Source organism: Nonomuraea sp. NPDC050153, assembly GCF_044460125.1.
In the GTDB taxonomy this organism is placed as follows: domain Bacteria; phylum Actinomycetota; class Actinomycetes; order Streptosporangiales; family Streptosporangiaceae; genus Nonomuraea.
In genome coordinates this window covers 477,684-495,458 of sequence record NZ_JBITJQ010000002.1, presented here as the reverse complement: position 1 = coordinate 495,458, position 17,775 = coordinate 477,684, and the positions used below count along the sequence as shown (strand labels likewise).

The 17,775-nt window shown below is 71.9% G+C and carries 16 protein-coding genes; 6 read left to right on the top strand and 10 right to left on the bottom strand.

Annotated elements, in window-relative coordinates; translation table 11 throughout:
* Positions 1–9: 9 nt before the first annotated feature.
* From ACIBQ1_RS06515 to ACIBQ1_RS06500, 4 genes are read right to left on the bottom strand one after another with little or no spacing between them, the layout of a single operon-like run.
* Positions 10–798, bottom strand: coding sequence for an urease accessory protein UreF (locus tag ACIBQ1_RS06515; protein WP_397274977.1), 789 nt, complete (start codon positions 796–798; stop codon positions 10–12).
* Between the two features lie 5 nt (positions 799–803).
* Positions 804–2,519, bottom strand: a complete 1,716-nt coding sequence (locus tag ACIBQ1_RS06510; protein ID WP_397274975.1) for an urease subunit alpha — start codon at positions 2,517–2,519, stop codon at positions 804–806.
* Entirely contained in the window at positions 2,512–2,823 is a 312-nt protein-coding gene (locus ACIBQ1_RS06505) for an urease subunit beta (protein ID WP_397274973.1), read from the bottom strand. Before ACIBQ1_RS06505 ends, ACIBQ1_RS06510 begins: the two co-directional genes overlap by 8 nt.
* Positions 2,820–3,122, bottom strand: a complete 303-nt coding sequence (locus ACIBQ1_RS06500) for an urease subunit gamma (protein WP_397274972.1) — start codon at positions 3,120–3,122, stop codon at positions 2,820–2,822. The genes ACIBQ1_RS06505 and ACIBQ1_RS06500 overlap by 4 nt, the downstream gene beginning before the upstream one ends.
* 199 nt (positions 3,123–3,321) lie before the next feature.
* On the opposite strand from ACIBQ1_RS06500, the gene urtA reads away from it, so the two are divergent.
* The 5 genes from urtA to urtE are packed head-to-tail and all read left to right on the top strand — an operon-like array spanning position 3,322 to position 7,821.
* Positions 3,322–4,542: an urea ABC transporter substrate-binding protein gene (gene urtA, locus ACIBQ1_RS06495; RefSeq protein ID WP_397274970.1), complete on the top strand. Its 1,221-nt coding sequence runs from the start codon at positions 3,322–3,324 to the stop codon at positions 4,540–4,542.
* Positions 4,542–5,390 (top strand): urea ABC transporter permease subunit UrtB, encoded by an 849-nt coding sequence (gene urtB / locus ACIBQ1_RS06490; RefSeq protein ID WP_397274968.1) that lies wholly within the window; start codon positions 4,542–4,544, stop codon positions 5,388–5,390. Before urtA ends, urtB begins: the two co-directional genes overlap by 1 nt.
* Before the next feature lie 11 nt (positions 5,391–5,401).
* Positions 5,402–6,421 (top strand): urea ABC transporter permease subunit UrtC, encoded by a 1,020-nt coding sequence (urtC, locus tag ACIBQ1_RS06485; protein ID WP_397274966.1) that lies wholly within the window; start codon positions 5,402–5,404, stop codon positions 6,419–6,421.
* Complete coding sequence (urtD, locus tag ACIBQ1_RS06480) at positions 6,405–7,154, top strand: urea ABC transporter ATP-binding protein UrtD (protein ID WP_397274964.1); 750 nt, start codon at positions 6,405–6,407, stop codon at positions 7,152–7,154. The genes urtC and urtD overlap by 17 nt, the downstream gene beginning before the upstream one ends.
* Complete coding sequence (gene urtE / locus ACIBQ1_RS06475) at positions 7,132–7,821, top strand: urea ABC transporter ATP-binding subunit UrtE (protein WP_397274963.1); 690 nt, start codon at positions 7,132–7,134, stop codon at positions 7,819–7,821. The genes urtD and urtE overlap by 23 nt, the downstream gene beginning before the upstream one ends.
* On the opposite strand, the gene ACIBQ1_RS06470 is transcribed toward urtE, so the two are convergent.
* Together ACIBQ1_RS06470 and ACIBQ1_RS06465 are read right to left on the bottom strand one after the other, a co-directional pair.
* Complete coding sequence (locus tag ACIBQ1_RS06470; protein WP_397274961.1) at positions 7,818–10,388, bottom strand: BTAD domain-containing putative transcriptional regulator; 2,571 nt, start codon at positions 10,386–10,388, stop codon at positions 7,818–7,820. The genes urtE and ACIBQ1_RS06470 overlap by 4 nt on opposite strands.
* Before the next feature lie 56 nt (positions 10,389–10,444).
* Positions 10,445–11,197, bottom strand: coding sequence for a Mut7-C RNAse domain-containing protein (locus ACIBQ1_RS06465; protein WP_397274959.1), 753 nt, complete (start codon positions 11,195–11,197; stop codon positions 10,445–10,447).
* Here ACIBQ1_RS06465 and ACIBQ1_RS06460 point away from each other — a divergent pair.
* Positions 11,196–12,101, top strand: coding sequence for a TAXI family TRAP transporter solute-binding subunit (locus ACIBQ1_RS06460; RefSeq protein ID WP_397274958.1), 906 nt, complete (start codon positions 11,196–11,198; stop codon positions 12,099–12,101). The two genes, ACIBQ1_RS06465 and ACIBQ1_RS06460, sit on opposite strands and share 2 nt — an antisense overlap.
* Here ACIBQ1_RS06460 and ACIBQ1_RS06455 read toward each other — a convergent pair.
* From ACIBQ1_RS06455 to ACIBQ1_RS06440, 4 genes are all read right to left on the bottom strand, one after another.
* Entirely contained in the window at positions 12,092–13,420 is a 1,329-nt protein-coding gene (locus ACIBQ1_RS06455) for an ATP-binding protein (protein ID WP_397274957.1), read from the bottom strand. The two genes, ACIBQ1_RS06460 and ACIBQ1_RS06455, sit on opposite strands and share 10 nt — an antisense overlap.
* A complete protein-coding gene (locus ACIBQ1_RS06450) occupies positions 13,417–14,082 on the bottom strand; it encodes a response regulator transcription factor (protein ID WP_192791128.1) in 666 nt (221 codons plus the stop codon). The genes ACIBQ1_RS06455 and ACIBQ1_RS06450 overlap by 4 nt, the downstream gene beginning before the upstream one ends.
* Positions 14,083–14,091: 9 nt before the next feature.
* The gene (locus ACIBQ1_RS06445; protein ID WP_397274956.1) at positions 14,092–15,405 is read right to left on the bottom strand and encodes an MFS transporter; all 1,314 of its coding nucleotides are present in this window, start codon (positions 15,403–15,405) and stop codon (positions 14,092–14,094) included.
* A gap of 137 nt (positions 15,406–15,542) precedes the next feature.
* Positions 15,543–17,753: a glycoside hydrolase family 6 protein gene (locus ACIBQ1_RS06440; RefSeq protein WP_397274955.1), complete on the bottom strand. Its 2,211-nt coding sequence runs from the start codon at positions 17,751–17,753 to the stop codon at positions 15,543–15,545.
* Between the last annotated feature and the right edge of the window lie 22 nt (positions 17,754–17,775).

The window sequence follows — 17,775 nt, the reverse complement described above, 5'->3', positions numbered from 1 at the left end:
ATCCCTTCCTTATGAGACGAACATCCTGACCTCGGCCCGCGCGTGCTGCTCGGCCAGAAGATCAAGGGCTGGGGACGAGTGCGCGGGCAGCGCCTCCCAGGGGAAGCGGCCCGCGTCCGCGGCGGCGCGGGAGGCCACCGCGGTGAGGTCGGGGGCGAGGTCGGCCAGGAGCCCGTGCACGGCGACCGGGTCGAGGCCCAGGAGCCGCACCGCCGCCGTGGCCGGGCCGCTGATCGCGTGGTACGCCGCCGCCATGGCCGCCTCCTCGGCCGTGGCGCCCGCCGCGTGGGCCACCGCTCCGAGGGCGATCGGGTGATGGGGGCTCGGTACGGCTCGCGCCAGCTCCTCCAGCACCGGCGACGGCCACATGCGGCGGGCGACCCTGAGGAGGAGCCGTCCCTGGGTCCTGGACGCGTCCCGCTGGGCGGGGGCGGCGGTCCTGGCGTCGACCTCGGTGTCGAGCAGCACCCATGGCGACCCGGGAGCCTCCTGATCGGCTCCGGCATCGGGCCGGGGCCCGCTCGAAGTTTCGGCTCTCGGCTCGGACGGCGGCCCGGCGCTGCCTTCCGTTCCCTGGGACGCGGTGTCGAGTGTCGACTCGGTGGCAGTGGCGCAGGCGGCGGCCGTCAGGGTGGCGGCGACCGCGCCGGCCGTGTGGAGGCGCCCCCTCAGGAAGCGGGCCAGTGAGGGCACGTCGTGGACCGCTCCCGCCGTGATGGCCCGTTCGGTGCCGCCCGAGTGGGCGTGGCCGCCGGCCGGGAGGCGGGAGTCGGTGAGGAGGAGCAGTGCGGGGTTCATCGGGATCAGAAGAGGAAGTAGCGCTGGGCCATCGGGAGGCTCGCGGCGGGGGCAGGTTCGACGAGGTCGCCGTCGATGCGGACCTCGAACGTGTCGGGCGCCACCTCGATCCGGGGCATGGCGTCGTTGAGCGGCATCGAGGACTTGCCGCGCCGCCGTACGTCCGCCACCGGAGCCAGGCGCCGCCGTACGGACAGCCGGTCCGCGAGGCCGGACTCCAGGGCCAGCGGGGCGACGAAGTGGAGCGAGGTGGCGGCGGCGGTCACCGGTGAGGCGCCGAACATGGGACGGGGCAGCACCGGCTGCGGCGTCGGGATGGAGGCGTTGGCGTCGCCCATCTGCGCCCAGGCCACCACGCCGCCCTTGAGCACGAGGTCCGGCTTGACGCCGAAGAACGCCGGGTCCCAGAGGACGAGGTCGGCGAGCTTGCCGCGTTCGACGGAGCCGACCTCGCCGTCCAGCCCGTGGGCGATAGCCGGACAAATCGTGTATTTCGCGATGTAGCGGCGGGCTCGAAGGTTGTCCGCAGGACCGCCCAGCGACCCCCGGCGGCCCTTCATGACGTGCGCGGTCTGCCACGTACGGATGATCGTCTCCCCGATCCGCCCCATCGCCTGCGAGTCCGAGCCGATCATCGAGATCGCCCCCATGTCGTGCAGCACGTCCTCGGCGGCCATCGTCGTCGGCCGGATGCGCGACTCGGCGAACGCCAGGTCCTCCGGGATCGACGGGTTGAGGTGGTGGCACACCATGAGCATGTCGAGGTGCTCGTCGAGCGTGTTGACGGTGTGCGGCCGGGTGGGGTTGGTGGAGGAGGGCAGGACGTTGGGGTAGGCGGCGACGCGGATGATGTCCGGTGCGTGCCCGCCTCCGGCCCCCTCGGTGTGGTAGGCGTGGATCATCCGATCCCCGATGGCCTTCAGCGTCGACTCCACGAACCCCGCCTCGTTCAGCGTGTCCGTGTGCAACGTCACCTGCACCCCCGACGCGTCCGCCACGCTCAGGCAGGTGTCGATGGCGGCCGGGGTCGAGCCCCAGTCCTCGTGCAGCTTGAAGCCGGAGGCGCCGGCCCTGAGCTGCTCCACCAGCCCTTCGGTCGAGACCGTGTTGCCCTTGCCGAGCAGCGCGATGTTCAGCGGGTACGCGTCCAGCGACTCCAGCATCCGGCCCAGGTACCAGGCCCCGGTCACGGTCGTCGCCTTGGTGCCCTCGACGGGTCCGGTGCCGCCTCCGACGATCGTGGTGACGCCGGACGCGATCGCCTCGTCGAGGACCTGCGGGCAGATCAGGTGGACGTGCGAGTCGACGCCCCCGGCGGTGAGGATCTTGCCGTTGCCCGCGAGCACCTCCGTGGACGGCCCGATGACCAGGTCGACGCCGTCCATCGTGTCGGGGTTGCCAGCCTTGCCGATGGCGTATATGCGGCCGTCGCGGATGCCGACGTCGGCCTTGATCACGCCCCAGTGGTCGAGGATCACCGCGCCCGTGATGACCAGGTCGGCCGCGCCCTCCGCCCGGGTGGTGCGCGCCTGCCCCATGGACTCGCGGATGACCTTGCCGCCGCCGAACACCGCCTCGTCGCCCGGCCCGGCGGGCCCGATCGACAGGTCCTCGGTGACCTCGATGAACAGGTCGGTGTCGGCCAGCCGGATCTGGTCGCCGACCGTGGGGCCGTACAGCGCCGCGTAACGGGCGCGCGAGATCCGAGCTCCGTCAGTCATCGAGCGGCCCCGCCCACTCCGGCCGCAGCCCGGGCACGATCCGCTTGCCCGCCAGCGGCACGAGCGTCACGTCGCGCTCGACGCCCGGCTCGAACCTGATCGCCGTTCCCGCCGGCACGTCCAGCCTCATGCCCCAGGCCGCCTTCCTGTCGAACTCCAGCCCCGGGTTGGCGGCCGCGAAGTGGTAGTGCGAGCCCACCTGTACCGGCCGGTCGGCCGTGTTCACCACGCGCAGCGTGCGGCGCTCGCGCCCCGGGTTGAGCAGGTGAGAGCCCTCGGGGTGCACGTACTCGCCCGGGATCATGGGATCGGCCTGTGTACGGTGACCAGCTTCGTGCCGTCGGGGAACGTGGCCTCGATCTGCACGCTCTCCAGCATCTCCGGCACGCCCTCCATGACGTCGGTCCGGTTGAGCACTGCTCGTCCGGCCTCCATCAGGTCGGCCACGGAGCGCCCGTCCCTGGCGCCCTCCATGAGGAACGACGCGATGATGGCGGTAGCCTCGGGGTGGTTCAGGCGCAGGCCCCTGGCCTGCCGCTCACGCGCCACCCCGGCGGCGACGTGGATGAGCAGCCGTTCCTGCTCGTGTGAGGTAAGCCGCATGGCCGGACCATAGGAACCGGCGGTTTCGGGGCTGTTGCCGGCGCATGTCGTGTTGGTTTCGCGCTGTTAGTCAATCCCCGTATGTCGGATTAAGTGCATTTGTGAAATCTTGGCAATTGCCTATTAACAAATGGGATCTACACGAGAAATGTCTCGGAGTCACCTTTCTGGCAGTACCGGTCGCCAGGAAGGAACGGCTGTGCGCATCTCCCGTCCGATTGTCTCCGCGCTGGCGATAGGGGCCCTGGTGTCAGCCCTCGCGGCCTGCGGTTCCGACGCCAAGCCCGCCGCCGAGTCGAAGGAGATCAAGGTGGGTCTCCTCCACTCCCTCAGTGGCACGATGGCGATCAGCGAGGTCACCGTCCGCGACGCCGAACTGCTGGCCATCGAAGAGATCAACAAGGCCGGCGGCGTGCTGGGCAAGCAACTCGTCCCCGTGGTGGAGGACGGCGCGTCCGACTGGCCCACGTTCGCAGAGAAGGCCACCAAGCTGATCAGGCAGGACAAGGTCGCCACCGTCTTCGGCGGCTGGACCTCGGCCAGCAGGAAGGCCATGCTGCCGGTCTTCGAGCGTTACAAGGCCCTGCTCTGGTATCCGGTGCAGTACGAGGGGCTGGAGAGCTCCCCGTACATCTTCTACACGGGCGCCACCACCAACCAGCAGATCATCCCCGGCCTCGACTACCTGAAGGAGCAGGGCAAGAAGAAGCTGTTCCTGGTGGGCAGCGACTACGTCTTCCCGCGGACCGCGAACAAGATCATCAAGGCGTACGCGGCGGCGAACGGGATGGAGATCCTCGGCGAGGAGTACACGCCGCTCGGCCACACCGAATACTCCACCCTGGTCAACAAGGTCATGCAGGCCAAGCCGGACGCCGTCTTCAACACCCTGAACGGCGACAGCAACGTGGCCTTCTTCAAGCAGCTCAAGAGCGCGGGCGCGTCCGCCGACAGCATGCCGGTGCTGTCGGTGAGCATCGCCGAGGAGGAGGTCACCGGCATCGGCGTGGACAACATCGTGGGACAGCCGGTCGCCTGGAACTACTACCAGACCACCGAGACGCCGGCCAACGAGGCGTTCGTCAAGGCGTACAAGGCCAAGTACGGGCAGAACAAGGTCACCTCCGACCCCATGGAGGCCGGCTACAACGCGGTCTACCTGTGGGCCGAGGCGGTCAAGAAGGCGGGCACGACCGAGGTCGAGGCGGTCAAGAAGGCCGCGCCCGGGATCTCGCTCGAACGCCCCGAGGGCCTGGTCACCATCGACGGCGAGAACCAGCACATGTACAAGACCGCCCGCATCGGCGTCATCCAGCCCGACGGCCTGATCAAGCAGGTGTGGGACTCCGGCAAGCCGATCAAGCCGGACCCGTACCTCAAGGGCTACTCCTGGGCCTCCGGCCTGGCGGCGGGACAGTGATGACGGCCTTCGTCAACCAGCTCCCCATCGGCCTGTCCATCGGGGCGGTGCTGCTGCTCATCGCGCTCGGGCTGACGTTCACGTTCGGGCAGATGGGCGTGATCAACATGGCGCACGGCGAGTTCATCATGGCGGGCGCGTACACCGCGTTCCTGCTGCAGGACATCGTGCTCGCGCTGCCCGCGGCGTTCCTGGTGGCCGGTCTCATGGGGCTGATCCTGGAACGGGCCGCCATCCGGCACTTCTACGGCCGCCCGCTGGACACGCTGCTGCTCACCTGGGGCGTGAGCCTGGTGCTGCAGCAGCTCGCCCGCGACCTGTTCGGCGCGCCGAACGTGCAGGTGCCCGCCCCTTCCTGGCTCGCGGGAGGGGTGGGCATCCTGCCCTACAACCGGCTGTTCATCATGGGGCTGGCGGTCGCGGGCGTGGTGGCGGTCTGGCTGTACCTCAACCGCACCGGGCTCGGCCGCCGGACCCAGGCCGTCGTGCAGAACCGGCAACTCGCCGCGACCAGCGGCATCGACACCGGCCGGGTGGACATGCTGACGTTCTTCATCGGCTCGGGGCTGGCGGGCGTGGCCGGGGTGGCGCTGACGCTCATCGGGCCCGTCGGGCCGGCGCTCGGCACGTACTACATCGTCGACGCGTTCCTGGTCGTCGTGGCGGGCGGGCTCGGGCAGCTGCGCGGGGCCGTGCTGGCCGCGATCGGGCTGGGACTGCTGAACTCCTACGCCGAGTTCTGGTCGAACGCCTCGCTGGCGAAGGTCATCGTGTTCGCCGTGATCATCGCGTTTCTACAGGTGCGCCCGCAGGGCATGTTCGTGCTGCGATCGAGGGCGCTCACATGATCAACAAAAGCATGATCAAGAGGAATCTGCCCTTCGCGACCGTGGCCGTGATCGCCCTGGTGGCGGCCCCGCTGCTGCTGGAGCCGTTCCGCCTGGGGCTGCTGGCGAAATACCTCTGCTACGCGATCGTCGCGCTCGGGATCGGGCTGGCCTGGGGGCAGGGCGGCATGCTCTCCCTCGGCCAGGGCGTCTTCTTCGGGCTCGGCGGCTACTCCATGGCGATGTACCTCAAGCTCACCGAGGCCGGCGGCGGGCTGCCCGACTTCATGGTGTGGAGCGGGGTGGAGAAGCTGCCGGCGCTGTGGGCGCCGTTCGCCAACCCGGTCTTCGCCCTCGCCATGGCCGTGCTGGGACCCGTGGCTATCGCGCTGATCCTGGGCACGCTGGTGTTCAGGCAGCGGGTGCGGGGGGCGTACTTCGCGATCCTCACCCAGGCGCTGGCCGCCGCCCTGGTCATCCTGCTCGTCGGCCAGCAGGGCCTGACCGGCGGCACCAACGGCATGACGAACTTCTTCGAGCTGTTCGGCCAGGACCTGGCCGAGGACTCCACGCAGCGGGTGCTCTACATCGTGGTGGCGGTCGTCCTCGGGCTCCTCTACCTGGCCACCCGGCAGCTCGTGAACAGCCGCTACGGCCGCCTCCTCGTCGCGGTCAGGGACGGCGAGGATCGCGTGCGCTTCCTCGGCTACGACCCGGCCCTGGTCAAGACCGTCACCTTCGCCGCCTCGGCGGGCATGGCGGGGCTGGCGGGCGCGCTGTTCGTGCCGGTGGTCGGCATCATCTCGCCCGCGCTGCTCGGCGTCGTGCCCTCGCTGGAGCTGGTCGTCGCGGTGGCGGTCGGCGGGCGGCACGCGCTGGCCGGCGCGGTGCTCGGCGCGGTCGTCATGGGCTACGCCAAGACGGCGTTCAGCGAGCAGTTCGCCGACGGCTGGCTCTACCTGCAGGGAGCGCTGTTCATCCTGGTCATGACGCTCGCCCCGAAGGGGATCGTGGGCCTGCTGGGGAGGTGGCGACGTGCTCGAACTACGTGACGTCCAGGTCGTGTTCGACGGTTTCCGGGCGCTCGACGGTGTGGATCTGACCGTGCCCGAGGGCGAGCTGCGCTTCCTCATCGGGCCCAACGGCGCGGGCAAGACCACGCTGATCGACGTGATCACCGGGCTCACCAGGCCGGCGGCGGGCACCGTGCGGTTCGGGGAGCACGACCTGGTCGGCAGGAAGGAGCACCAGATCGTCCGGCTGGGCGTCGGCCGCACGTTCCAGACGTCGGTGGTGTTCGAGGAGCTGACCGTGATCGAGAACCTCGACCTCGCGGCCAGCTTCCGCAAGCCGCTCTGGTCGCTGGCCAGGCGGCGCGAGGGCGTGTCGGAGGCCGTCGAGGAGGCGCTGGCCAGGACCGGACTCGAAGATCTCGCCGAACGTTCGGCGGGCGTTCTCTCGCACGGCCAGCGCCAGTGGCTGGAGATCGGGATGCTGCTGGCGCAGCGACCCCGGCTGCTGCTCCTGGACGAGCCGGTGGCGGGCATGTCCAGCGACGAACGGGAGCGCACGGGGGAGCTGCTCACCCAGATCGCCGACGACCACACGGTGATCGTGGTGGAGCACGACATGGAGTTCCTGCGGCGGCACGCCTCGACGGTGACCGTGCTGCACGAGGGCAGGGTGCTCGTGGAGGGATCGGTGGACGAGGTCAGCGCCGATCCCCGCGTCCAGGAGGTCTACCTGGGGAGGAGGGCCAGCGATGCTGTCAGTGACCGGCCTTGAGTCGGGGTACGGGAGGGCACGCGTACTGTTCGGGGTCTCTCTGGAGGTCGGGCCGGGACAGCTCGTGTGCGTCATGGGGCGCAACGGCGTCGGCAAGACCACGCTGCTCAACACCATCATGGGCGTGCTCCCGGCGACGGCCGGGACGGTCACGTTCGACGGCCGCGACGTCACCAGGCTGAAGCCGCACGAGCGGGTCAGGCTCGGCATGGGGTACGTCCCCCAGGGCCACCAGTGCTTCCCCCAGCTCTCGGTCCAGGGCAACCTGCTGGTCACGATGGAGGCCGCCAAGGTGGGCAGGGAGGCCATCGACGAGGCCCTCGACGTCTTCCCCGCGCTCAAGCCGCTGCTCAAGCGGAGCGCCGGCCACCTGTCGGGCGGCCAGCAGCAGCAGCTCGCCATGGCCCGCGCCCTGGTCACCCGGCCCAGGATGCTCATACTCGACGAGCCGACCGAGGGCATCCAGCCCTCGATCATCCTGGAGATCGAGGCGGCCATCGAGCGGCTGCACGCCTCCGGGCTGGCCGTGCTGCTCGTGGAGCAGTACTTGGACATCGCGCTGCGGCTGGCCGACACGTTCGTCATCCTCGACGGCGGGCACGTCGTGCGCACCGGAGCCGCCGAGGAGCTGCACCGGGAGGACGTCCGCCGCCTGTTGGCGGTCTAACCCTGGGCCAGGAGTGCTCGGGCGTTGGCGGCGCCCTGGCGGTCGCCGGTCTCCTCGAACACCTCCAGCGCCGCCCCGGCCAGCTCGCGCGCCCGCCCCGCCGCGCCCTCGGCCCGGTTCACCCTGGCCAGGGCCAGCAGGGCGTGCGCGTCCAGCAGCCGGTCGCCGAGGCGTACGGCGATGCTCCTGGCCTGCTCGGCGGCGGCCCTGGCGTCCGCCTTGGCGGCCTGCGCCAGGTGCGCCGCGGACAGGTCGAGCAGCGTGTCGGCCTGCCGGTGCCGGTCGCCCAGCTCCTCCAGGTGCTTGACGGCCACCCGCAGGTGCTCGGCGGCCTCGTCGAGCCGCCCCACGCGGCGCAGCACGACGCCGAGCACGTGCTCGGCGTCGGCGGCGTCCCGCTGGTTGTCCGCGCCCTCCAGGCAGGTCCGCAGGGCCCGCTCGGCGTCCTCCAGACGCGCCTGCCCCAGGTGCACGCGGCCGAGCCGGCGCCTGGTGTGGTTCACCTCGCGGGCCCGGCCCTGCCGCAGGAACATGCCCAGCGCCAGCCGCAGCCGCTCGTGCGCGAGCTCCCACTCCCGCTCGGCCAGGTGCAGGTCGCCCTGGTCCAGCAGGATCAGCGCCTCGCCCCGGTCGTCGCCCGACCGCCGCGCCGACTCCAGCGCCCGCGCGGCCACCGCCCGCCAGTCGTCCAGGAACCGGTGGCGCTCCAGGTAAGGCGCCAGCAGGTGCGCCAGCCGCCAGCACCCGTCGTCGAGCCCCGCCGCGTGCAGGTCGGTGACCAGGCTCATCAGGAACGCCCGCTCGGCCGCCAGCCACTCGACCGACTCCCTGATGTCCCTGGTGGCCACGGCCGTGGCCGGATCGCCCGACACCAGCGAGAACCGCGAGGCCCGCACCCGGGCCTGCACCACCTCCGACAGCCGCTCCAGCACGCCCGGAACGGGCTGCTCGCGGGCGAAGAGCCTGGTCAGGTCGTGCAGCCGGTAGCGGACCTGGCCCGCCACGTCCACGCCGTGCGTCTCCAGCAGGCCCGCGTCCACCAGCGCCTCGGCCTGCCCGCCGAGCTGCTCGGTCACCCAGTCGGCGAAGTCGGGGGCCGACAGCGCGCCGAGCCCCCGCAGCGTCAGCCGGGCGGGCTCGGGCAGCCCTTCGAAGCCGATCGCGAACGCACTGCGCACCGCCTGGTCGCCCGCGTGCAGCCGGTCGAGCCGCCCGTGCTCGTCCTCCAGCAGGCCCACCAGGTAGTCGACGTTCCACTCCGGCCGGGCGGCCAGCCGGGAGCCGGCGATGCGCAGCGCGATCGGCAGGCCGCCGCAGAAGCGGGCCAGCCGGCGCATGGCGTCGTCGGCCGGCCGGCCCGAGCTGCTCACCAGCAGCTCGATCGCCTCGCCGTCGCCGAGCACGCCCACCGACAGCCGCCGCGCGCCCGTCAGGCCGCCGAGCGAGGACCGGCTGGTCACGATCGTCGGGCACGAGGTCAGCAGCGGCCGCACCTGCGCCTCGCCCGAGGCGTTGTCGAGCAGCACCAGCAGCCTGCGGTTGGCCGTGTAGGTGCGGAACAGGCGCTCGCGCTGCTCCGGCGACGCCGGGATCGCCTGGGCCGGGCAGCCCAGCCAGCGCAGGAAGTCCTCCAGCACGGCCGACGGCGCCGTCGTCTCGCGCAGGTCGGCGTACAGGATGCCGTCGGGGAAGCTCTCCCGCTCCCGCCAGGCGGCGTGCACGGCCAGCGCCGACTTGCCCGCGCCGGCCTGCCCGTGCACCACGACGTGGCCGCCCACCACCTCGTCGAGCAGCTCGCCCCGGCCGGTGAAACCGGTCACGTCGGGCGGCAGCAGCACCGGCGGGCCCGCCGAGACGTGCAGCGACACGTCGTCGTACAGCATGCGGTGGTAGAGCAGCTGCAGCTCGGAGTCGGGCTCGATCGCGTGCCCGCCGTCGAGCTGGTCACGCAGCACCGCGTACGCGGCCAGCGCGTCCACGCGGCGGCCGCTGCGGTAGAGGGCCAGCATGTACTGGCCGCGGAAGCGCTGCCACGTCGGATGCTGCCTGGTCAGCCGGCGCAGCTCGGCGAGCAGCTCGCGGTGCTTCCCGGCGTCCAGGTCGGCCTGCACCCTGCGCTCCAGCGCCAGTAATCGCAGCTCCTCCAGCTCCTCGCGCAGCCGACGCGTCTCGGCCCACCGCTCGCCCTCGGGGTCGACGTCCTCCAGGACCTCGCCCCGCCACAGGCCCAGGGCCTCCTCGTGCGCCCCCTTGTCCACCAGCAGCCTGAACCGGTCGACGTCGAGCTGCCCGTCGCCCAGCGCCAGCGCGTACGAGCCCGCCACAGTCGTGATCACGTCTTTCCCGACGAGCTGGCGGAGCTGGCCGATGTAGCCGCGCACCAGCGAGTCGGAGCGGTCGCCGTCCTCGCGCGGCCACAGCAGCCTGCGCAGCCGCTCGACCTTGAGCGGGCGCCCGGCGTTCAGCAGGAACATCGCCAGCAGGTCGCGGTGCTTCGGCACGGTGGGAGTGCGGTCCTGCCCGTCGGCGTCGAGCACCTCGAGGGGGCCCATGATGCGAAATTCCACGCGACCTTCCTTGGAGGAGGAGACGCCGATCAGAATGTCACAACTGATGACGTCCGCTAAGCGGTCCAGGCGCGGGCCGACCTGACGATCTCCTCCAGGTGGTCGCTGTGCGCGCCGCGCCAGTAGACCTGGCCGCACTCGCCGCACCGCCCGTACGCGTCGTAGTTGCGCTCCGTGCCCGCCTCCAGCTGCGGCGCGACCTCCTGCTTGGCGACCGGTTCCAGCTCGCCGTTGCACGTCGTGCAGCGCGTCCACGGGCGCAGCGGCGGGGTGAAGCGTTCGAGCAGGTCGCGGAGCTGGTCGGCGGGGCGGGAGCCGCGCACGTACGCGCCGAGCCACAGGGCGCGGCGGCGCAGCAGGCCGCGGTCCTGCGTGAGCAGCACCCGGCGCTCCTCGTTGGCCTGCACCACCAGCGAGGGGTCGTCCATGTCGTTGTGGTAGGCCGCGTCGATGCCGAGCAGCCGCAGGCGCCGCGCCAGCGTGCCCAGGTGCACGTCCAGCAGGAAGCGCGGCTCCTCCGGCAGCGGCTGCGGGCGGGGCACCGGGTGGACCTCCACCACGTCACCGGCCACGAGCTGGTACGACGGAGGCACCCCGCGGCCGTCGGCGACCATCGGCCCCACCTCGGTCAGCGGGATGCCGAGCGACTCGACGTGGTGGCCCAGCGTCGAGGTGCCGTCCGGCGTCACCTGTTGCCGCTCCTGCCGCCGGCTCACCGGCAGGAACATCGTCAGCTCTGAGGCGATGAGTAGGCGTGCGTCCCGTTCGCTCACATGTCCATTCTGGAGGACCGGATACGGTGAATTCATGCCGATATCCCGCCGCGCCTTCCTGGGGCTCGCCACGCTGGCGGCCGGGTGCTCGGCGTCCGAGGGCGGGTGGCCGGAGCTGCGGCTGGCGACCGGAGTGACGGGCGGGATCTACCAGCAGCTCGGCGACGGGCTCGCGCGGGAGCTGCGGCGGGACGGGCTCACGGTGCGGGTGATGAACACCGCGGCCAGTGTGCAGAACCTGACGATGATGACCGACGGGCGGGCCGACGTGGCGTTCGCGCTGGCCGACAGCGCCGACGACGCCGTCAGGGTGCGGCACCAGCCGGTGTGCGCGCTGGCCAGGGTCTACATGAACTACGTCCATCTGGTGGTGCGGCGGGGCGCCGGCATCGCGGCGGTCAAGGACCTGGCGGGGCGGGCGGTCTCCATCGGCCTGGAGGGCTCGGGCACCGCCGTGACCGCCACCCGCGTGCTGGCGGTGGCCGAGCCGGCCGAACCCGCCGAGGTCAGCAGGCTGGGCCTGGACGAGTCGGTCAAGGCGCTGCGCGACGGTGAGATCGAGGCGTTCTTCTGGTCGGGCGGGGTGCCCACGCCGGTCCTGACCTCGCTGGGGGGCATCGAGCTCGTGCCGCTGGAGCCGCTGGTGACGGTCCTGCGCCGCCGGTTCGGCCCGCTCTACGAGCACGGGCTGGTGCCCGCCGGCGTGTACGGCAGCGGGCGGCCGGTGCCGACCATCGGCACCCCCAGCTACCTGATGTGCCGGGCCACGCTCCCGGACGATCTGGCGTACTCGATCACCGAGACCCTCTTCAGCGCCCGCGACCGCCTCCAGGCCCCGTCGGCGCCGGGCGGGCGGCTCGACATGCGCTACGCCATCGGCACCGGCGTCGTCCCGCTCCACCCGGGCGCCGCCCGCTATTACCGCTCCGCCTACGGCTGATCCTTCAGGCGCAGCTCCACCACCAGGCCGCGCGGCACGGCGGGCAGCAGCGCCAACGTGGCCCCGCACGCCCTGGCCAGCTCGGAGGCGATGGCCAGGCCCAGGCCGCTGCCCGGGACGTTCGCGTGGGCCCCGGACCGCCAGAACCGCCCCAGCGCGTCCGCGCGCTCCTCCTCGCTCAGCCCGGGCCCGTCGTCCGCGATCCGCAGCACGCCGTCCGCCAGGGTGACCGTGACCACGCCGCCCTCGGGCACGAACTTCTGGGCGTTGTCGAGGGCGATGTCCGCGATCCTGGCCGCCGCCTCCGAAACGACCGACGTCTCCGAAATTTCGGTTACGAGCTGTACCCCTTTGGCCGCGTACACCTCCCGCCACGTCCCCAGCCGGGGCGCCAGCGGGATCTCCTTGCCCTCGACGCCCGCGCCCGCCTCCACCCTGGCCAGCGCCAGCAGGTCGGTCACCAGCAGCGCCAGCCGGTCCAGCTCAGCCATCGCCTCCTCGAACTCGGCCGTGCCCTCGCCCCGCAGGTGCGGCTCCAGGTTCTCCAGCCGCAGCCCGAGCACCGTGAGCGGGGTACGCAGCTCGTGGGAGGCGTCCGCCACGAACGCCCGCTGCCGCTCCATCGCGCCGGCGACCGCGTCGGCCATGGCGTTGAAGCGCTCCTCCAACTGCCGCAGCTCGGAGGGCCCGGCGCCGGGATGCGCCCGCGCATCGAGCCGGCCCTGCGCGATGGCCCGCGTGGTGCGGTCGAGCTCGGTGACGGGCCGCAGGATCCAGCGGGCCAGCTGCCTGGCCGCCAGCGCCGAGCAGCCCAGCGCCACCAGCGCGCCGACCAGCAGCGCGCCCCACACCAGCGACACGTCCTGCCTGGCCCGGTCGGTGGGGGCCTCCAGCAGCACCACGCCGGACAACTGCGCGTCCCGCCCGGCGGGCTCGGCCAGCAGCACCGTGGCCGGTCCGAACGGGCTGATCGTCGGCAGGTCCTCGGTCGTGCGGCCGGACAGCGCCAGGCGGGTGGCCTCCTGGTCGTCGGCGTCGAAACGGCCCGCCGTGGCCAGGATCGAGCCGTCGCGGTCGCGTACGCGTACCGCCGCCCCGTAGAGCGCGGCGTACCGGTCGATCTCGGCGATCAGCCCCGAGCGGTCGTCCTCCCTGGCCGCCTGGTCGGCCAGCTCCGCGAAGCGGGTGGCGTCGGCGCGGCGGTCGAGGAGCAGGCGGTTCGTGCGGTGGGAGGCGTAGGCGAGGCCGAGCGGCACGGCCAGCGCCGCGATCAGGAACACGATCAGCGTGGTGAACGTGACCACCAGGCGGGAGTTCACGCCGTCGAGCCCAGCCGGTAGCCGGTGCCGCGCAGCGTCTCCACCAGCCCCGGGCGGCCGGTCTTGGAGCGCAGGTTGGCCACGTGCACGTCGAGCGAGCGGGACGCCGACAGCAGCGGGTCGCCCCAGACCTCGTCGAGGATCTCCTCCCTGCCGCGCACCACGCCCGGCTCGCGCGCCAGCATCGCCAGCACGTCGAACTCGCGCCTCGTCAGCGTCACCGGCTCACCGGCCACCGTGACCTGCCTGGACTCCAGATCGATGCGGACGTCGCCCACGCTCACCACGTCGTCGCGGGCCGGCATCGGCCTGGTGCCGCGCCGCACCACCGCCTCCATGCGGGCCATCAGCTCCACCGTGCGGAACGGCTTGACCAGGTAGTCGTCGGCCCCGGAACGCAGCCCGCGCAGCACCTCGCGCTCCTCCGTGCGGGCCGTGACCACGATGAGCGGCACGGCCGACACCCGGCGCAGGCGGCGCAGCACGTCGAGCCCGTCCATGTCGGGCAGGCCCAGGTCGAGCAGGACGAAATCGACGCCCCCCGCCAGGCGGAGGGCGTCGACGGCCAGCCCGGCACGGGTGACCTGGTGGCCGTGCCGGGCGAGGGCCGTGGTGAGCGCGGACGCGAGCCGATCGTCGTCCTCGACCAGGAGAACTCGCATGCCCTCAGGTTAGACGCGGGCCACGACCGCATCCTCCGACGCCTGCTCGGCGCGCGAGAGGGCGACGTCCCTGGTCTCGCGCATGGTGAGGTAGACCACGAGCGACACGGCGGCGCAGGCGGAGACGTACCAGAAGAAGCCCGACTCGATCTTGTTGTCCTTGAACCACAGCGCCACGTACTCGGCGGTGCCGCCGAACAGGGCGTTCGCGATGGCGTAGGGGAGTGCGACGCCGAGCGCGCGGATGTTCGTCGGGAACAGCTCGGCCTTCACCACCGCGTTGATCGAGGTGTAGCCGGTGATGATGATCAGGCCGGCCAGCGAGAGCGCGAGCCCGCCGCCGAACCCCGTCACCCCGCCGAGCGCGGTCATCAGCGGCACCGTGCCCAGCATCGACCCGATGCCGAACGTGATCAGCAGCGGCCGCCGCCCGATCCGGTCCGACAGGCCGCCGGCCAGCGGCTGCAGGCACATGAAGATGAACAGCGCGCAGAAGCTCACCAGCGTGGCCGTCTCCTTGGGCAGGCCGGCGGTGTTGGAGAGGTATTTGGTGAGGTAGGTGGTGTAGGTGTAGTACGCGACCGTGCCGCCCATGGTCAGGGCGATGACCAGCAGCGCTTCCCGCTTGTGCGCGAGCAGCTGCTTGATCGTGCCGCGGCTCTCCTGCTTGTCGTCGCGCTCCTCCTCGTCGTACGCCTCCGTCTCCAGGAGGTTGCGGCGCAGGTAGAACACGACCGCGGCACCCAGGGCGCCGATCACGAACGGGATGCGCCAGCCGTAGGAGTCGAGGGCCTCCTTGGACATCGTGTTCTGCAGGATGATCTGCAGGCCGAGGCCGACGAGCTGGCCGGCGGTCATGGACACGTACTGGAAGCTCGAGGCGAAGCCGCGGCGGCCGCGCGGGGTGGCCTCGGTGAGGTACGTGGCGCTGGCCGCGTACTCGCCGCCGACCGACAGGCCCTGCAGGAGACGCGCCACCACCAGCACCACGGCGCCGAAGTAGCCGACCGTCTCGTACGTCGGGGCGATGGCGATCAGCAGGGCGCTGGCCGACATCAGGGTGACGGTGAGCGTGAGCGCCGCCTTGCGGCCCTTCCTGTCGGCGTAGCGGCCGAGCAGCCAGCCGCCGAGCGGGCGCATGAAGAAGCCGACGGCGAAGATGGCCGCCGTGTTGAGCAACTTGGCCGTGGTGTCGCCCTCGGGGAAGAAGGACGCGGCGAAGTAGACGGCGAAACTGGAGTAGACGAACCAGTCGTACCACTCGACCAGATTGCCGACGGAGCCGCCGATCACTGCCTTCCAGGGCACGCGTGCCTTGCTCACGGAGACCTCCTGTGTGGAGCCTGGGGGGAGTAGGTGCAGGTCAGAGCCTCTCCGCAGAAGGATGTTCGGACAAGGGCAGGTGGCCGAGATCTAACGTCCGCTTAACATGGGCGCAACCTCGGGCTCGCTCCGGCCCGTCACAATGGCGGGTTGGCGTTCCTGGCCCGCTCCAGCGCCAGATCCGCCCACCACTCGCCGGCCTCAGGGGACACCACGCCGCGCTCCGGGTCCTTCTCCCCGCCCTCCCCGCGCCTGCACCGGCCGCTGGACGAGCCCGCCCGCGCGATCCACAGGTAGGCGTCCACCAGCTCCTCACCCGTGTCGGTCGTGGGCCGGTAACCGGCGCCCCGGCCCGGCGGGTTGCACCACGTCTGCGGGTCGGGGTACTTCTTCGTCGGGCGCCACGAGCCCTGGCCGTTCCTGGCGGTGTCGACGACGAAGTGGGGCATCGTCGCCGGGTCCACCTTCGCGTCCGAGGGGCAGTCCTTGGCGCCCGTGGCCCGCTGGACGGTGATGCAGGCCGACAGCGCCTTGCCGTACTCGACGCTCTTCTCCGTGGGCTGGTGGGCCGCCGTGTTGAGGAAGAAGCCGTCCGCCCGGTCGATGCCCGCCTTGATCAGCCGCTCGGCCATGATCGCGGTGCCCGGGTACAGGTCCTGGCTGCCGTCGAGGTAGACGGCCGTGTTCGGGTTCGCCTTGAGCGTCTGGACGGCCTGGCGGAGGTCCTTGTAGCGCTGCTCCACCGAGCCCTGCGGATCGCAGTCCTCGACGCCGGGGATCTTGACGGTGGTGCCCGGTTCGAGGATCACCGCCGCCTCGGCCTGGCCTATCGCGCTCGCTATGCCCTTGATCCACTCCTGGTAGTCCGCCAGTTCGGTGGCTGTGGCCGCGCGGCACTCGCTGCCCGGCAGGTAGTTGATCAGGAACACCGGGACCCCGCCTACCCGCTGGGCCTCGGTGAGAGTGCCGCCGACCTTCGGCCTGACCTCGGGCTCGTTGAGGCGGATGGCGTGGGGGACGGCGGCCAGCTTGCTCATCAGCTCGGCGTCCTGGGGGCGGCTCTTCTTCCACTCCTCGGCCTGGCGGGCGGCGGCCGGCTCCTTCGGGGCGTAGAACGTGATCTTGCCTGGGGCTCTGAGCGGGTTCTGGGGCCTGGCCTGCGTGTTCGAGCGGGCGGCTTGGGTGGTGGCGGTCGTCGCGGCGGGGGTCCGGGCGCTCGACGAGGTGCCCAGGGTGCGCCAGGCGACGGCCACGGACGCGCCCCCCACGGCCACGGCGACCGCCGCCGCCGCGGCGAGCACCCTTCGCCGGTTGCCCGCCGCCCGCGCCACCCCGGGGCCGGGGAGTAACGGGCCCTCGGGCGGTGCCGTCGCCATGCCCGGAGCTCGCGGACCGTCAGTTGGCGCCATCGTCGAGTCGGCGTGGGCCGGGTGGCCGGTCGTGGTTGGGGCGCTCGGCGCCGTCGTGGGGGCCGCGGCGTCCGCGCCCGTGTCAGGAGTCCCGCCCGTGCTGGGACCGGGCAGCGGGGCGCCGCCCGGGTCCGCGCTCGGGGCCGCCGTGCTGAGGCGGTCCATGAGGTCCTGGGCCGTGGGGCGTTCGCGCGGTTTCTTCGACAGCGAGGCGAGCACCAGGTCGCGCAGCGGGCCCGAGAGGCCGTGCAGCTCCGGGGCGTCGTTGACGATGCGCAGGAGGATCGTGGGGACCGAGCCCGAGCCGAACGGCGCCTTGCCGCTCGCGGCGTAGGCGACCGTGCAGCCCCACGAGAAGATGTCCGAGGCCGGGCCGATGGTGACGCCCGACACCTGCTCGGGCGACATGTACGACGGCGTCCCCACGATCGCGCTGCTCATCTCCGCGTCCATGAGCTGCGCGATGCCGAAGTCGATGACCTTGGGCCCCACCTGGGAGAGCAGCACGTTCGACGGCTTGAGGTCGCGGTGCACGACCCCCGCCCCGTGGATGGCGCGCAGGGCCATGGCCATCGCGGCGGCCAGGCCGTCCAGCGCCGAGCCCTTCAGCGGCCCCGACTCGCGGACGGCGTCCCCCAGGCTGGGCCCCTCGACGTATTCGGTGACCAGGTACGCCACGTCCCCCTCGACGTCGGCGTCCAGGACGGGAGCGGTGCAGAAGCGGGCGACCCGCTTGGCGGCGGCCACCTCGCGGGCGAACCGGCGCCTGAAGTCGGCGTGCGCGTCCATCCTGGCGTGGATGAGCTTGACCGCCACCCGCGTGCCGTCCGGGGCCCGGCCCAGGTAGACGACGCCCATGCCGCCCTCGCCGAGCCGACCCAGGAGCGCGTGCGGCCCCACCTGTCGCGGATCCCCGTCCCTCAACGCCTCCAAGGTCATAAACGGTCAGGTTAGCCCGCCG

What these genes read in the sequence shown, in the direction of transcription:
- ACIBQ1_RS06450 (WP_192791128.1), bottom strand. Translation starts at nt 14,082, where the DNA reads ATGCGAGTTCTCCTGGTCGAGGACGACGATCGGCTCGCGTCCGCGCTC.
- ACIBQ1_RS06465 (WP_397274959.1), bottom strand. Translation starts at nt 11,197, where the DNA reads ATGAATTCACCGTATCCGGTCCTCCAGAATGGACATGTGAGCGAACGG.
- ACIBQ1_RS06515 (WP_397274977.1), bottom strand. Translation starts at nt 798, where the DNA reads ATGAACCCCGCACTGCTCCTCCTCACCGACTCCCGCCTCCCGGCCGGC.
- urtC (WP_397274966.1), top strand. Translation starts at nt 5,402, where the DNA reads ATGATCAAGAGGAATCTGCCCTTCGCGACCGTGGCCGTGATCGCCCTG.
- ACIBQ1_RS06510 (WP_397274975.1), bottom strand. Translation starts at nt 2,519, where the DNA reads ATGACTGACGGAGCTCGGATCTCGCGCGCCCGTTACGCGGCGCTGTAC.
- ACIBQ1_RS06505 (WP_397274973.1), bottom strand. Translation starts at nt 2,823, where the DNA reads ATGATCCCGGGCGAGTACGTGCACCCCGAGGGCTCTCACCTGCTCAAC.
- ACIBQ1_RS06500 (WP_397274972.1), bottom strand. Translation starts at nt 3,122, where the DNA reads ATGCGGCTTACCTCACACGAGCAGGAACGGCTGCTCATCCACGTCGCC.
- ACIBQ1_RS06440 (WP_397274955.1), bottom strand. Translation starts at nt 17,753, where the DNA reads ATGACCTTGGAGGCGTTGAGGGACGGGGATCCGCGACAGGTGGGGCCG.
- ACIBQ1_RS06460 (WP_397274958.1), top strand. Translation starts at nt 11,196, where the DNA reads ATGCCGATATCCCGCCGCGCCTTCCTGGGGCTCGCCACGCTGGCGGCC.
- urtB (WP_397274968.1), top strand. Translation starts at nt 4,542, where the DNA reads ATGACGGCCTTCGTCAACCAGCTCCCCATCGGCCTGTCCATCGGGGCG.
- urtE (WP_397274963.1), top strand. Translation starts at nt 7,132, where the DNA reads ATGCTGTCAGTGACCGGCCTTGAGTCGGGGTACGGGAGGGCACGCGTA.